The 11571-nt window shown below is 60.6% G+C and carries 24 protein-coding genes; 21 read left to right on the top strand and 3 right to left on the bottom strand.

Features of this window, described 5'->3' with window-relative positions:
• Positions 1 to 114: 114 nt before the first annotated feature.
• Positions 115 to 1242: a tyrosine-type recombinase/integrase gene (locus ACFWEM_RS33990; protein WP_378540070.1), complete on the bottom strand. Its 1128-nt coding sequence runs from the start codon at positions 1240 to 1242 to the stop codon at positions 115 to 117.
• Between the two features lie 114 nt (positions 1243 to 1356).
• On the opposite strand from ACFWEM_RS33990, the gene ACFWEM_RS33985 reads away from it, so the two are divergent.
• Complete coding sequence (locus ACFWEM_RS33985) at positions 1357 to 1575, top strand: hypothetical protein (protein WP_378540069.1); 219 nt, start codon at positions 1357 to 1359, stop codon at positions 1573 to 1575.
• On the opposite strand, the gene ACFWEM_RS33980 is transcribed toward ACFWEM_RS33985, so the two are convergent.
• Positions 1543 to 1752, bottom strand: coding sequence for a helix-turn-helix transcriptional regulator (locus ACFWEM_RS33980; protein WP_378540068.1), 210 nt, complete (start codon positions 1750 to 1752; stop codon positions 1543 to 1545). The genes ACFWEM_RS33985 and ACFWEM_RS33980 overlap by 33 nt on opposite strands.
• A gap of 136 nt (positions 1753 to 1888) precedes the next feature.
• Between ACFWEM_RS33980 and ACFWEM_RS33975 the strand changes: the two genes are divergently transcribed.
• The 13 genes from ACFWEM_RS33975 to ACFWEM_RS33915 all read left to right on the top strand — a co-directional run bounded on the left by ACFWEM_RS33975 (position 1889) and on the right by ACFWEM_RS33915 (position 8359).
• On the top strand, positions 1889 to 2125 hold the full coding sequence (locus tag ACFWEM_RS33975) for a helix-turn-helix transcriptional regulator (RefSeq protein WP_317554957.1): 237 nt from the start codon (positions 1889 to 1891) through the stop codon (positions 2123 to 2125).
• A gap of 289 nt (positions 2126 to 2414) precedes the next feature.
• On the top strand, positions 2415 to 3113 hold the full coding sequence (locus tag ACFWEM_RS33970; protein ID WP_378540066.1) for a hypothetical protein: 699 nt from the start codon (positions 2415 to 2417) through the stop codon (positions 3111 to 3113).
• On the top strand, positions 3110 to 4003 hold the full coding sequence (locus ACFWEM_RS33965) for a hypothetical protein (RefSeq protein WP_378540065.1): 894 nt from the start codon (positions 3110 to 3112) through the stop codon (positions 4001 to 4003). Before ACFWEM_RS33970 ends, ACFWEM_RS33965 begins: the two co-directional genes overlap by 4 nt.
• Complete coding sequence (locus ACFWEM_RS33960) at positions 3996 to 4799, top strand: DUF6551 family protein (RefSeq protein WP_378540064.1); 804 nt, start codon at positions 3996 to 3998, stop codon at positions 4797 to 4799. The genes ACFWEM_RS33965 and ACFWEM_RS33960 overlap by 8 nt, the downstream gene beginning before the upstream one ends.
• Positions 4796 to 5107, top strand: a complete 312-nt coding sequence (locus tag ACFWEM_RS33955) for a hypothetical protein (protein WP_378540063.1) — start codon at positions 4796 to 4798, stop codon at positions 5105 to 5107. Before ACFWEM_RS33960 ends, ACFWEM_RS33955 begins: the two co-directional genes overlap by 4 nt.
• Positions 5104 to 5262, top strand: a complete 159-nt coding sequence (locus ACFWEM_RS33950; RefSeq protein ID WP_378540062.1) for a hypothetical protein — start codon at positions 5104 to 5106, stop codon at positions 5260 to 5262. Before ACFWEM_RS33955 ends, ACFWEM_RS33950 begins: the two co-directional genes overlap by 4 nt.
• Positions 5263 to 5380: 118 nt before the next feature.
• Entirely contained in the window at positions 5381 to 5623 is a 243-nt protein-coding gene (locus tag ACFWEM_RS33945) for a hypothetical protein (RefSeq protein ID WP_378540060.1), read from the top strand.
• Positions 5620 to 5814: a hypothetical protein gene (locus ACFWEM_RS33940; RefSeq protein ID WP_378540059.1), complete on the top strand. Its 195-nt coding sequence runs from the start codon at positions 5620 to 5622 to the stop codon at positions 5812 to 5814. The genes ACFWEM_RS33945 and ACFWEM_RS33940 overlap by 4 nt, the downstream gene beginning before the upstream one ends.
• Entirely contained in the window at positions 5811 to 6584 is a 774-nt protein-coding gene (locus ACFWEM_RS33935; protein ID WP_378540058.1) for a hypothetical protein, read from the top strand. The genes ACFWEM_RS33940 and ACFWEM_RS33935 overlap by 4 nt, the downstream gene beginning before the upstream one ends.
• 243 nt (positions 6585 to 6827) lie before the next feature.
• Positions 6828 to 7019 (top strand): hypothetical protein, encoded by a 192-nt coding sequence (locus ACFWEM_RS33930; RefSeq protein WP_378540057.1) that lies wholly within the window; start codon positions 6828 to 6830, stop codon positions 7017 to 7019.
• Entirely contained in the window at positions 7016 to 7270 is a 255-nt protein-coding gene (locus ACFWEM_RS33925) for a glutaredoxin domain-containing protein (protein WP_378540056.1), read from the top strand. The genes ACFWEM_RS33930 and ACFWEM_RS33925 overlap by 4 nt, the downstream gene beginning before the upstream one ends.
• A gap of 109 nt (positions 7271 to 7379) precedes the next feature.
• Complete coding sequence (locus ACFWEM_RS33920; protein ID WP_256519705.1) at positions 7380 to 7532, top strand: hypothetical protein; 153 nt, start codon at positions 7380 to 7382, stop codon at positions 7530 to 7532.
• Positions 7529 to 8359 (top strand): lambda exonuclease family protein, encoded by an 831-nt coding sequence (locus ACFWEM_RS33915; RefSeq protein ID WP_378540055.1) that lies wholly within the window; start codon positions 7529 to 7531, stop codon positions 8357 to 8359. Before ACFWEM_RS33920 ends, ACFWEM_RS33915 begins: the two co-directional genes overlap by 4 nt.
• Here ACFWEM_RS33915 and ACFWEM_RS33910 read toward each other — a convergent pair.
• Positions 8293 to 8634, bottom strand: coding sequence for a hypothetical protein (locus ACFWEM_RS33910; RefSeq protein ID WP_378540054.1), 342 nt, complete (start codon positions 8632 to 8634; stop codon positions 8293 to 8295). The genes ACFWEM_RS33915 and ACFWEM_RS33910 overlap by 67 nt on opposite strands.
• Positions 8635 to 8675: 41 nt before the next feature.
• On the opposite strand from ACFWEM_RS33910, the gene ACFWEM_RS33905 reads away from it, so the two are divergent.
• From ACFWEM_RS33905 to ACFWEM_RS33875, 7 genes are all read left to right on the top strand, one after another.
• Positions 8676 to 9269 carry a hypothetical protein gene (locus ACFWEM_RS33905; protein WP_378540053.1) on the top strand — a complete coding sequence of 198 codons (594 nt, stop codon included), beginning with the start codon at positions 8676 to 8678 and terminating at the stop codon, positions 9267 to 9269.
• Positions 9270 to 9284: 15 nt separating this feature from the next.
• Entirely contained in the window at positions 9285 to 9542 is a 258-nt protein-coding gene (locus tag ACFWEM_RS33900; RefSeq protein WP_378540052.1) for a WhiB family transcriptional regulator, read from the top strand.
• Complete coding sequence (locus tag ACFWEM_RS33895; RefSeq protein ID WP_378540051.1) at positions 9542 to 9883, top strand: hypothetical protein; 342 nt, start codon at positions 9542 to 9544, stop codon at positions 9881 to 9883. Before ACFWEM_RS33900 ends, ACFWEM_RS33895 begins: the two co-directional genes overlap by 1 nt.
• 262 nt (positions 9884 to 10145) lie before the next feature.
• Positions 10146 to 10757, top strand: coding sequence for a hypothetical protein (locus ACFWEM_RS33890; protein ID WP_378540050.1), 612 nt, complete (start codon positions 10146 to 10148; stop codon positions 10755 to 10757).
• Entirely contained in the window at positions 10754 to 11125 is a 372-nt protein-coding gene (locus tag ACFWEM_RS33885; RefSeq protein ID WP_378540049.1) for a hypothetical protein, read from the top strand. The genes ACFWEM_RS33890 and ACFWEM_RS33885 overlap by 4 nt, the downstream gene beginning before the upstream one ends.
• Complete coding sequence (locus tag ACFWEM_RS33880; protein WP_168798833.1) at positions 11122 to 11298, top strand: hypothetical protein; 177 nt, start codon at positions 11122 to 11124, stop codon at positions 11296 to 11298. Before ACFWEM_RS33885 ends, ACFWEM_RS33880 begins: the two co-directional genes overlap by 4 nt.
• A partial coding sequence (locus ACFWEM_RS33875) for a hypothetical protein (RefSeq protein ID WP_378540048.1) occupies positions 11295 to 11571 on the top strand: 277 nt, incomplete at its 3' end. The genes ACFWEM_RS33880 and ACFWEM_RS33875, both read left to right, overlap by 4 nt.

Genomic DNA, 11571 nt, shown 5'->3' with positions numbered 1-11571 from the left:
GGGTTCGAAACCCTCCGCGCCCACGAAAGCCCCTCATCTGCGAGTGCAGGTGAGGGGCTTTTTTGTGTCGAGAATCCAAGCGTCCTTCGCGAGAGCGGACAGTTTTCGGACAGATTACGAATTGATAACGGCAGAGCGGGCTCGATCCAACGCGCTCGCGACAGTATCCAGATCGTCATCAAACAGCTCGGCGTACACGTCCAGCGTGAGCGCTGCGGACTCGTGTCCGAGCATTCGTTGCACAGCTTTCACGTTTGCGCCCGCTGAGATCGCCAGTGACGCCGCAGTGTGTCGAAGGTCGTGTGGGGTGATCGTCGGGAGCTCTGCAGCCTCTACGGCCCGAATGAACCACCCGCGTGGCGTCTTCGGCCGACGCATGAAGTCGCCATCCGGGCCCGAGAAGACCAGTGACTCGCGGCCCTTTCCGACGCAATGCCTCGAAAGCTCGTCAACGAGGAATGCGGGGATCGGGATCGAGCGGGGCTTGTTTGACTTCGGCGTCCCCACGACGATTTCCGATCCGACCTCTACGGCGTTCCGGTTGACGCTCACGCGCCGGCGCAGAAGGTCGAGGTCGCCAACTTGCAGTCCGATGGCCTCGCCCCATCGGAGGCCGCAGTACGCCAGGAACAAGACGAGGGTCGACCATTCCCCGGCACTATCGGCCAACGACGCGACCTGAGCGTGGGTCAGATAGATCTTCCGCTTCGCAACTTTCCGCGGGAGGTTGTCTACATCGCGAGCCTTGTTCGCGAGGATCTTCCGGTCTCGCACCGCCCGGTCGAGCAACCCCGAGAGAACGGCGTGCGCACGGATCACCGTTGTCGCACTCGCAGCCTTCTTGATGATCACTTCCGGATTGGCGGGGTCTCTCTGATCGGTGACTAGGTCCGTGATCCAGTCCTCGACCATCGTGACTTCGATGTCCGCAATTCGCACAGTGCCCCACTCAGGCTTTACGTGAACTCGCCACGCTGATTCGAGCGGCTTGTAGGCGGAGGCTTTTAGCTTGGCTTTCTTGGTGTCGAGCCACGGCTGTGCCAACGATTCGACCGTGAGCCTCCCATGCTTCGGGTCCACAAACTCGCCATCGAGCTTCCTGACCTCGATGCGGTTGGCGAAACTCTCGGCCGCCGGCTTGCTTGGAAATCCGCCCTTGGATCCCTGGGTGCCATCCGGTTTCATGTATCGAACTTTGTATCGCAGTCCGGCTTTCGTGTCGTACGACTTGATGGTTGCCACGGATGACCCCTCTCAGGATTCGGACTAATTGAGGACTGTTGTCGCTACTGTGTGCGAACATATGTTCGAACTGTTCGATGTTCGAACAGGACGCGCGATCCAAAGGTGGAGTAAATGACGATTGAGTCCGTGTTGCATCGAGCGGTTGTTGTCGACCGTTCGATGAGCGTTGAGCGCATTGGACTGTTGACCAACAGGTCCGCAAACCAGGTCCGGAAGCTGATCCTCGGAGAGCGTGAGGTCACCGTTGTGGAGCTTGTGGTGATCGCTCACGCTCTCGGGATTGACTGGCGCGAATTGCTATCCAACTCGGGCGACGGCTCGACCCACTAGATCGACAACCGACTCACCGAACACTTCACATAGGGCATTCATCTGAGTCACATCTGCAGGCCTCTCGCCGCTTTCGAGGCGCTGGATAGTTTTGGAACTCATTCCAGACAGTTCGGCAAGTTTCTCGCGGCTGAGATTGAGCCTTGCACGTGCTGCACGGATCTCGTCGCCAACCATTCTGTTCAGCCTTTCTATGTCCATGGGTCATATTAGACCACAATTTGGACCGAAAAGAAACTTTCTTGGACCGACTGGTCCGACCGAAGAATTCCATGCTTGACATTTGGTCCGTATGGTCCTTAAAGTGGTCCGCATGGTCCAAATCAACGAACTCACAGCAGCGGCCGTGCGGGACGCCAAAAAGTTGGCCCGCGTGACCAATGAAGAACTGTCGGAAGCGACTGGCATTCCGCTCACCACGCTCAAGCGTCAGATCAACGGGCATCGATCCTTTCGGCTGGATCATCTGGTGTTGATCGCCGAAGCGCTCGATGTACCGCTCGAGACGCTCATTCCCACGTCGGCTGCCCTCCATTCGAGTGCCGCATGAACGCCGAGATCCCACTTCCACCAGAGCGCATAGCGCGGCTACTGGGATGGGAAGGCTCCGGGACGAACACGAGCCCGTCTTACAACACAGTCCTAAAGGCTTGCCAGAGCAGGGAATTGCGCGCCAGGCAGACAGGAAGCCGCAAGAGTCGCTGGCTCATCCTTCCTGCCGACGCGATCGCTTGGCGATCGGGCGTCAAACCGCAGAAGCTCCGGCGCACCGCATGAAAAAGCCGCCACCTGCGGGAACAGATGACGGCCAACCGATCACCCTCACGAAAAGGAACCTGATGTCTGATACTACGACACACAGTCAAGATCCGCACGCAACTGCTTCCGACGCCGAGCGGGCACTGAAGGCCTTGCGGAAGCAGTTGCGTATCCTCCGCAAGCTTGGGGTGATCGACAATTCCAGGCCCGCCGGTGACACGTTTCTCGTCAGTGACCTGCTCGGCACCGTTGCTCGCAACCCGCTTGACGTCCCAGCCTCCCTCACCCGCGAAGACGTACGCGCCATCGTGAGTGAGGAGCTGGAGACGCAACTCAGTGCGTCACCATCCGCTGATCATCGTGGGATTGCCCTTGTTTCCGCCGATCAGCGCAATTGGAATATGCGCCGATACGTGGAGTCGTACCACGCCCGATGGGGTAATTACCCCGACGATGCCCGCCTGGCAGCCACCTTCCCCTCTGCTTCCCACGAAGAGCGAGACAAGGTCCTCTTCGAGTTTGTTGACGCTGGCGCTCACAGCGTAGGAGATGGACCCGGCGCCGGGGATGCTTCGGCTACCCCGGCGACCGAGGTCACGCTCGACTATCTCGTTGCCGCAGTGCGCGACGCGAACCTTGACATCAAGTCACTTCGCCGGATCGATGAAGCGGCCCGCGCGAACTACAACGAGTCTGGCCGCAACTTGGCCAAGGCGATCAAGGACCGTTCCGACTCCGAGCGGGCGCTGCTCGACCACCTCACGGGAGACCAGGCATGAGTGTCGTCATGTCCGACGCAGACCTCGACGAGCTGAACGGCGACATTATCGAGCAGCCGCTCGCAGTGCTGCCGCCGTCGGTCGACGACAAGGTCAAGGCGCTGTCCACACTCGATGGAGAGTCTCAGGCCCGTGCAGTGACGGCCCTCCTGTCGCACTCCCGCACTGGACTTCTCGCCGCAATCGCTTCGCAGGATCTCAAGGGCATTGTCGAATTCAAGGCGAAAGCGTCTGCGATTCAAGAAATGTCGAAGCAATTGCGCCTCGGCAAGGAACTGCAGCTCGACGCGGCCGAGTTCGTTCGTCGAGCGGAGCGTGGCCTTGGCGTCGGCATTCGCGAGGGTCAGGCGAACGGGACGATCGAGACGCCTGAAGAAGCGGCCAGTAGACGCTCGCTGGAGATGATTGCAGCCCGCGAAGCCAAAGCAGGTCGATCTGTGAATTTTGAATTCACAGATCGGAAGCCCTCGCCGAATGACTACCTCGACAACAACGAGCGGAACGGCTCTGGCGCGAGCGGAGGATCGGTGTACGACTTCACGGACGGCGTCACCGACGAGCAGTTCGAGGAAGCCCTCGCCGAAGCCAAGGACGAGGGCAACCTCTCCCGCGCCAACGTGGCACGCAAGGCGAAGTCCAAGTCAGTCGCCGACCCGAAGCCCGAACCAGCCAAGAAACCCGCCGAACCACCAGCGCGACCCAAGGGTAAAAAGTTCAACTCCGCGAACATCATTCGCGAAACCTCTATCGCACTCGAAGGTCTCGTCATGGGTGTAGGGCTCGCCTATATCGACGACCTCGACACCGACGAACTTAAGCCCTACATCGACTCGATCAACTCCTCACTGCGCACGCTCGCCAAATTCTCGAAGGGACTCAAAAATGTCTAAGACCACCAACCGTGTCGAGCGCTCCGTCCACCTCCGCTGGGTACCCATCGACAAGATGCGCGTCTCATCCCGTGCCCAGCGTGACCAGTCCAAGGGCCGCATCGACGCCATCGCCGCAGGGTTCGATATCGAGCAGATCGGCACGCCCACCGTCAATGAACGCGACGGCATCTTCTGGATCATCGACGGCGCACACCGCATCGGAGCCATGAAGCAGATCGGCTGGGGAGACCAGCAGGTGCAGTGCTGGTGCTACGACGGACTCACCGAGGAGGAGGAGGCCGAAACATTCCTCAAGCTCAATGACGTGAAGCCGGTCAGCGCCATGCACCGCTTCAAGGTAGGCGTCGTCGCCAACCGTGACACCGAGAGCGACATCGACCGAGTGGTCCGGTCGCTCGGGCTGAACGTCTCGGCCGGTGGTGGCGTCGGATCAATCGGCGCAGTCGGATCACTCCACAAGGCATATAAGAAGGTTGGCCCCGGCGCGCTCGCGCAGACCCTCCGAATCATTCGCGACGCCTACGGCGACCCCGGATTCAAAGCCTCTGTCATCGACGGCATTTCGCTTGTCGTCGGCAAGTATGGCGATGAGCTGGACGAAGAGCGGGCGGTGGTGAAGTTGTCCAGTGCAAACGGTGGACTCTCCGCACTCACGGGCAAGGCTGCAGTGATCCGCAAGAGTACGGGCGAGCCTGTCACCCAGTGCACCGCAGCAGCCGCTGTCGAGATCTACAACACCGGACGTGGCGGACAGAAGATTCCCGGATGGTGGCGCGTCGAGGCCGCATCATGAGTGACTTCGCACGTCAGTTCGCGATCCGGTTGCCGGACGGAAGCATGTTCCTCGTCCCCGAGCCTGCGCCGAATCCGCTGCTTCCACGCTTCCTGATCGGCGTGCCCGAACATCGCCCGGTGATCGCGGTATGGGATCAGGAGAGTGACGCCCAATTGGCCCTCGACGCAACCAAGGAGCAGGCCCGCAAGGTCGGCGTCACCAACATCGGAGCGACCATCGTCTCCCGTGTCGTCGGGCCCTGGGCGGATCCGGATCTGTCGGGATTCATCGCCGCCGTCGAAGAGCATGCGAACGGGGAATCATGATCGCCACCTTCAACAACCTCCCGATCGCGACACTCGACCGCGTGAAGCCTGCCCAGAAATCTGATCGCGAGTACGGCGGATTCTTCCGATTCGAATATGTCGGTGGTGGAACCGATTCCGCTTACGGCGACGAGCTGCACATCCTCCCGCCCTAACCCACAGACTCCGGTGGCGTCACCACTGTAGGACCGTGCCGGTCCCGATGGCCGGCAACCTGACGCCACCGGCCCAAACTTCCCACACTCCCATTTCTCCTGCGAAGGACATTTTGCGATGACGCATACCCAAAACACCCCGCCAGACAACGCAACTGACTCGAAGGTCGCCGACTTCTGGGAGCTTCGGCCGCAGCGTGTCGAGCCGCGGTACGTCGGCAAGTATCGTGCCGAGCAGACCGTCGTGAAGGCCCCAGAGGTCGCGTGGTGGGTCTACCTGGTCTGCATCGTTGGTGCCGCCGCATTCACGGTCGCGATGGTCTGGCTCTACTCGATCGCACCCATCGGCGGTGTGGCATGAGCGAGCACATCCACACCACCGAGTGCACGAAATCCGGTCAGCCCTGCAATGGCCGCGGTGTCCCGTGCCGCCAGTCGCACGGAACGCGAACAGATCTCACCTGCGCCAAGCTCGCCGGCCACGTCGGCAACCACGAGGGCTGGGGCAACGCAATGAAGCGAATCGAATGGACCACGGAGGCAACAGCATGAGCACCACATTTGGAATCTCTCGCGGCGACCTCGCCCGAACACTGAACACCGCACTGAAGTTCGCAGGCAAAGACGACACAATCCCCATGATCTGCGGTCTCGATCTGTCGATCCATGACGGCAAGTTGGCGGTTGTCGGAACGGACAGGTATCGCGTCGGCGCAATCCGAATGGACGTGAAGGAGCTCACCGGCGGAAGTGGTCGACTTGGCTTCCTTGGTCGCGATGCTGTTGCCAAGCTGCTCAAGGTGATTCAGGGCGGCACTGCAGGGCAGAAGCGCGAACCGTTGATGGTTCGAGTCGAACTCGGAATCTTCGAAGTTGTGGACGTCGACAACACTCGAATCGCATTGCATCTACAGGGCAGCGAGTTTCCTCGAATGGACAAGATCCCGTCCACCACATTGGGCGACGAGGCGACCTGTGGAACATTCCACATCAACCCTGATTTCTTGGCGGATTTCAGGTTCGCGAAATGGAATTCCGGCGACTCGATGCGCGTTCATGCGGTCTCGCCTCACAAGCCGCTTCTTGTGACCATCGGCGATTACTTCCTCGGCATCCAGATGCTCATTCGTGGCAATCCGATCGAGTTCGACGAGTTCATCGCACCATGGCTTGACCTGTTGTCGCCCGAGTCGCCGACGAGCGCACCTCGAAAGAAGGCTCCAGCCAAGGCTGCAGCGAAGTCGCCGGCAAAACGTGCTCCCACGAAAAGGGTCGCAGCTAAGAGAGCTCCCGTAAAGCGTGCATCCAAGGCGGCGAAGTGACCCACTTCGACCACGACGACGGCCTCGATGACCAGGACGATCCAGCCGAGTTCTGGGATCGAGCAGACCGCGACCATGCACAGGAGGCAGGCAAGTGAATTCCTCGCTCAATACGTGGATCTGCCATGCGGGCACGTGCCCATTCAAAATTCGCTCCGCAAACTGCAAGCCTGCTGGCTGCTTCGGCGAAACCCTCGACCGCCGAGACCTCAACGCGCACGCCCGATCGCAGGCGGTGGAGGAATGAGACTCTCCGAAGCCGTCGAGAACGTCGGCAAGCCGGTGATCTACACGCACCCAGCAACTCTCGAAACTGAGCCCGGCATCATCCGCAGCGTCGATAGGGACGGCCGACAACTGGTCAACGTCCAGTACGGCGCCAACATCTGGGCCCCCCATCCCGACAACCTCATGATCGATTGGAGCAGACGATGAACGTCACCCTATTTTCGAAGCCCGATTGCAAGCAGTGCGATTTCACCAAGCGTGGGTTCGACAAGCATGGAATCGATTACGTCACTGTCGACGTCACTGCCGATGACTCCGGCCGACAGAAGTGTATCGATCTCGGCTACTCGTCGATGCCTGTGGTCCTCGTCGAGTCGGGACAGGAAATCGTGCACTGGTCAGGCTTCCGGATGGACGAGATCAAGGCGCTGGCTTACCTGGAAGGTGCACCGCAGTGACCTCGCATCTCGATCCGGACGTGGACCCGTTCTCCGAGGAATGCCTTCCCGCCGAACCGGACCCGTTCCACGAATATGACCCGCGCGACGACGTAAAGGACTGGCAGCGATGAGCGAGCTCGCGGACGGATTCAACCGCACCCAAATCTCTCGCGAAGGCAACAAGATTCGCATCGACTGCTTCATCGACGACCGGTTCGTCTACAGCGCTCTGCACCTGGTCGAAGACTTTTCCAACACACTCACGGAGGTGATGGCATGACCGCACCAACCTTGATCGAACTCCCTGACATCGAGCAGGGCACGGACGAGTGGCACGACCAGCGCCGGGGGATTGTGACGGCATCCGTCGTCGGCCAGCTCATCACCACCCGATCACTGACGGCAATCGACTATGCCTGCCCAGCGTGTGATGCCCCGGCGAACGACGCGTGCCGCAGCAAGGTGAAGGCCGGCGCGACAATCAAGACGCTGCACTCGGAGCGCGCCGAGGTCGCGCGCCGCAGCACCTCGAGCATCGTGTTCGAGACCGCGAGGAATGACACGTCTCGCAGTGTGACAGCCCTTCTTGTGGCCGAACGGATCACCAACTGGACCGATCCGACGTGCATCAGCGACGACATGTTGCGCGGCATCGAAGACGAACCGCGGGCGCGCGACAAGTACGCCGAGTGGATGGACGTGCCAGTTCGCGAGACCGGGTTCATGATCCGCGAACACAACGGCGTCAAGCTCGGCTACTCACCAGACGGGGTAGTCGGCGACGAGGGACTGATCGAGGTCAAGTCTCGTCGACAGAAGAAACAGGTCGAAACCGTGATCGCCGGTCACCCGCCAGCCGAGAACATGGCGCAACTGCAGTGCGGACTACTGGTGTCCGGCCGGAAGTGGATCGACTACATCAGCTATTCCGGCGGCATGCACCTGTGGGTTAAGCGTGTCTTCCCGGATCAGCGTTGGTTCGACGCGATCAGCGCTGCAGTCGACGCCTTCGAAGCGAATGCTGCCGAAATGATTCGAATCTACGAAGAGTCGGTCGCCATCTTCCCTCTCACCGAACGAGTCATCGAAATGGAAATGGTGATCTGACCATGGATCTCGTAACCATTGAGTGCTCCCGACCCGGCGATGACTACTCGCTGTTCGTCTCTGCGGCAAACCTGGATGTACACCTGGCCGGTCCAGGCGAGCGGGGCGGAACGGGCGCGATCCTCTGCGGCTTCGACCGCTTCGCCCGCGAGGACGACGGTCGATACCGCGTCGGATTCTCCGTAGGTGGTGGCGTCAGCGGCCCGGGCTACAACCACCACCCATGTGCGGAGTGTGCAGAACTGATCGACGGTCGCCCAATCAGCGGAACTCACAAGAACCTTTTCGCAACTCCATCGAAACAGGAGGAATGACAATGGATCTCACAGATTCTCTTGCTCCGAAGTCCGACCAACTCAACGCGGATGACTTGCTCGCCGGACCTCGCACCGTGACGGTCGAGAAGGTGACCCCAGGCTCAGCCGAGCAGCCGGTGAACATCAACCTCGTTGAATTCCCGGGCAGGCCTTTCCGTCCCAGTAAGTCGATGCGGCGGGTTCTCGTCAAGGCATGGGGGCCGGACGCTGCGAAGTACGTCGGCCGGCGGATGACGATCTACACCGACCCGACTGTTCGCTTCGGAGGGCAAGAGGTGGGCGGAATTCGAGTCAGTCACGTGTCGCACATCGAGAAGCGTGTGCCTACGAATCTGACTGTGACGCGCGGCCGGCGAGCTATCTGGAATGTCGACCCGCTGCCTGATGGTCCGCCGGTGATTACGAATGAGCAGGCCGACGACATCGCGGCACAAATCGCTAACGCTGCCGACAAGTCCGAACTCGACGCGATCAGCGCACAGCTCAAGACATTCGACCTGGTCGACCATCGTGGTCGCTTGCTAGAGCTCTGGAAGAACCGCCTCGCCGAGGTTGGCGCCGAAGGTCAGATCCCACTGACACCCGACTCCTGAAAGGACGTTGATCGCATGAACGCCGACATCGATTGGCGCGCACGTGCCAAGTGTCGCGATCACGATCCTGAGCTGTGGTTCCCGAACCAGGTCCACAACAAGAAGGCGCGTCGCGAAGCGAGCTTCCCCGCCCGCGCGATCTGCTTCGAATGCCCTGTCCGCGAAGAGTGTCTCGCGTGGGCCATCAAAACGGACGAGCGGTGGGCCATCGCAGGGGGTCAGGACTTCGGCGCACACAGCAATAAACATGCGGCCACGAAGGGTCCGAACTAGTGGGATTGCCATGGATTCGACTCGATACAACCCTTGCGGACCACCCGAAAGTGCTCGAACTCGTGGACGACAAGGCTTTTCAAGCCGCATTCGCTCACATGATGGCGATGACCTACAGCGGAAAACACGGCACGGATGGCTTCATTCCTCGCTCCGCATTGGCCTTCATTCACGCCAGAAAAGCGGATGCGGACCGCCTCGTCAAAGTCGGCCTGTGGCTAGTCGTGCCGGGCGGATGGGCCATCCACGGATGGGACGAATACCAGGTCAGCGACGAGGAAGCCAAGCGTCGACGCGAGAAAGCACAGAAGGCAGCAGCAGCGAGATGGGACCAAAAATGATGCAGCCAAGCAATGCATCGAGCATATGCTCGAGCATCCCGCCCAAGCATTGCTCCGAGCATATGCACGGACGGACGGACGGTACTAACGAAGATTCAATAACAGCAAAATCTCGTTTGGTAGCTGTAAGCAACGCGCACAGGGGGGCAGGACGATTTCCCTCGGATGTGAGTGGATCGAACGTGGATGCCGCTGCTTCGCGCGGCCGGCGCGGAACTGAAATCGAGTTATCCACAGGGGTTTGCGTTCTCGGCGGTGCAGCATGACACGCGCCCTGACGCCCAAGGAATGGTTCGATCGCGATACCGCTGAGCATGAGATGACGATCCTTCACGATGACGGCGTGTACCGGCACGTTCGGTTCGCTCAGCCCGGAACCTCGATGATGCACTGGGATCTCGTCACCTGGCCGGGGCACCTGTGCATCGACGGTGACCTCGACTCGTTCACGTTCTCCCGTGAGCACGACATGTTCGGGTTCTTCGCGATGGACCGCGGGCGAATTAATCCGCAGTACTGGGCGGAGAAGATCACCAACCGCAGTGTCCAGACCCGCGTGTACGAGTCCGACAAGGCCAAGTCTCGGATCGTCGAAGCGTTCCTCGAACAGCGGCACTGGATGTCGGACCCGGCCGGCCCTGCCTGGCGGTCACTGCGCGAAGAGGTGCTCGACGAGTTCACTCTCGCCGACGAGTCCCTGGTTCGTGATGCGCTCGCTCGCTGGAGTTTCACCGACGTGGGCTCGTCGGAGGTGTGGGAGTTCTCGGACACGTGGGAGTGGGATCTCCGCGAGTGGGACTTCCACTACCTGATGGCTTGCTACGCGATCGCCTGGGGCATCCAGCAGTACCGGGCAGCAAAGGCGGCCGCATGATCGCCCGCATCGATCTGCCGTATGCGAAGCCACCGCTGTCGATGAACGATCGCCAGCATTGGGCCGTGAAGGCCCGAATTACGGCAGGGGTTAGGACGTGCACCGCACGACTCGCAAAAGCCGCCAGCGTCCCGACTGGCCTAGCGCACGCAACCGTCACGCTCTGCTACCGGCCCAAGGCAAACCGCAAACGAGACGCCGACAACCTCGTCCCCGTCCTCAAAGCCTGCTGCGACGGACTCGTCGACCACGGACTCGCCGCCGACGACACACCAGACCTCATGACCAAAGCGATGCCCGTCATCCACCCAGCCGTCAAAGGTCAACCGCCCGCACTCTGGCTCGAAATCGAATGGAGCACGAAATGACCATCGTCAAAATCACCGTCGTCTCGCCGATGGGCGACGTCGAAGTCGAGCAACGAGACCCAGTCCAACAATTCGGCACCGACACCGACTTCAACCGGGCGAAGGTCGCGAAGACACTCGCCAAAGCAATCGCCCAAATCCGGGCCGCATACGGAATCGAGGAGAAGGCATGAACGACACCGCGATCACTCCGAGTCCCCATGGCCGCTGGGAGTATGTCCCTGTCGGAGGTCATGTACTCGCCGCCGAACAGGTGGAAAACGTGCGGGCGGCACGGGAGGCGTTGAGGGGGTATCGCAACTTCGACGTGTATGCCCGGTCTCACGTCAATCGGCTCATCGAAGCGGTCGGCGCCCTGTTCCCGGCAACCGAACCCGCCGAGGTCAACGGCAACATTTGCGCGGAAGGAAACAGTTCGCCGACTGTCGTTCACGTCCACCATCACG

This window comes from Rhodococcus sp. NPDC060176, from assembly GCF_042728675.1.
GTDB lineage: Bacteria > Actinomycetota > Actinomycetes > Mycobacteriales > Mycobacteriaceae > Rhodococcus_F.
The sequence above is the reverse complement of the archived record's forward strand: the minus strand, read 5'-3'. Positions and strand labels throughout refer to the sequence as shown.

Coding starts and splice junctions, on each gene's coding strand:
- ACFWEM_RS33985 (WP_378540069.1), top strand. CDS start 1,357: ATGACGATTGAGTCCGTGTTGCATCGAGCGGTTGTTGTCGACCGTTCG.
- ACFWEM_RS33980 (WP_378540068.1), bottom strand. CDS start 1,752: ATGGTTGGCGACGAGATCCGTGCAGCACGTGCAAGGCTCAATCTCAGC.
- ACFWEM_RS33975 (WP_317554957.1), top strand. CDS start 1,889: ATGGTCCAAATCAACGAACTCACAGCAGCGGCCGTGCGGGACGCCAAA.
- ACFWEM_RS33970 (WP_378540066.1), top strand. CDS start 2,415: ATGTCTGATACTACGACACACAGTCAAGATCCGCACGCAACTGCTTCC.
- ACFWEM_RS33965 (WP_378540065.1), top strand. CDS start 3,110: ATGAGTGTCGTCATGTCCGACGCAGACCTCGACGAGCTGAACGGCGAC.
- ACFWEM_RS33960 (WP_378540064.1), top strand. CDS start 3,996: ATGTCTAAGACCACCAACCGTGTCGAGCGCTCCGTCCACCTCCGCTGG.
- ACFWEM_RS33955 (WP_378540063.1), top strand. CDS start 4,796: ATGAGTGACTTCGCACGTCAGTTCGCGATCCGGTTGCCGGACGGAAGC.
- ACFWEM_RS33950 (WP_378540062.1), top strand. CDS start 5,104: ATGATCGCCACCTTCAACAACCTCCCGATCGCGACACTCGACCGCGTG.
- ACFWEM_RS33945 (WP_378540060.1), top strand. CDS start 5,381: ATGACGCATACCCAAAACACCCCGCCAGACAACGCAACTGACTCGAAG.
- ACFWEM_RS33940 (WP_378540059.1), top strand. CDS start 5,620: ATGAGCGAGCACATCCACACCACCGAGTGCACGAAATCCGGTCAGCCC.
- ACFWEM_RS33935 (WP_378540058.1), top strand. CDS start 5,811: ATGAGCACCACATTTGGAATCTCTCGCGGCGACCTCGCCCGAACACTG.
- ACFWEM_RS33930 (WP_378540057.1), top strand. CDS start 6,828: ATGAGACTCTCCGAAGCCGTCGAGAACGTCGGCAAGCCGGTGATCTAC.
- ACFWEM_RS33925 (WP_378540056.1), top strand. CDS start 7,016: ATGAACGTCACCCTATTTTCGAAGCCCGATTGCAAGCAGTGCGATTTC.
- ACFWEM_RS33920 (WP_256519705.1), top strand. CDS start 7,380: ATGAGCGAGCTCGCGGACGGATTCAACCGCACCCAAATCTCTCGCGAA.
- ACFWEM_RS33915 (WP_378540055.1), top strand. CDS start 7,529: ATGACCGCACCAACCTTGATCGAACTCCCTGACATCGAGCAGGGCACG.
- ACFWEM_RS33905 (WP_378540053.1), top strand. CDS start 8,676: ATGGATCTCACAGATTCTCTTGCTCCGAAGTCCGACCAACTCAACGCG.
- ACFWEM_RS33900 (WP_378540052.1), top strand. CDS start 9,285: ATGAACGCCGACATCGATTGGCGCGCACGTGCCAAGTGTCGCGATCAC.
- ACFWEM_RS33890 (WP_378540050.1), top strand. CDS start 10,146: ATGACACGCGCCCTGACGCCCAAGGAATGGTTCGATCGCGATACCGCT.
- ACFWEM_RS33885 (WP_378540049.1), top strand. CDS start 10,754: ATGATCGCCCGCATCGATCTGCCGTATGCGAAGCCACCGCTGTCGATG.
- ACFWEM_RS33880 (WP_168798833.1), top strand. CDS start 11,122: ATGACCATCGTCAAAATCACCGTCGTCTCGCCGATGGGCGACGTCGAA.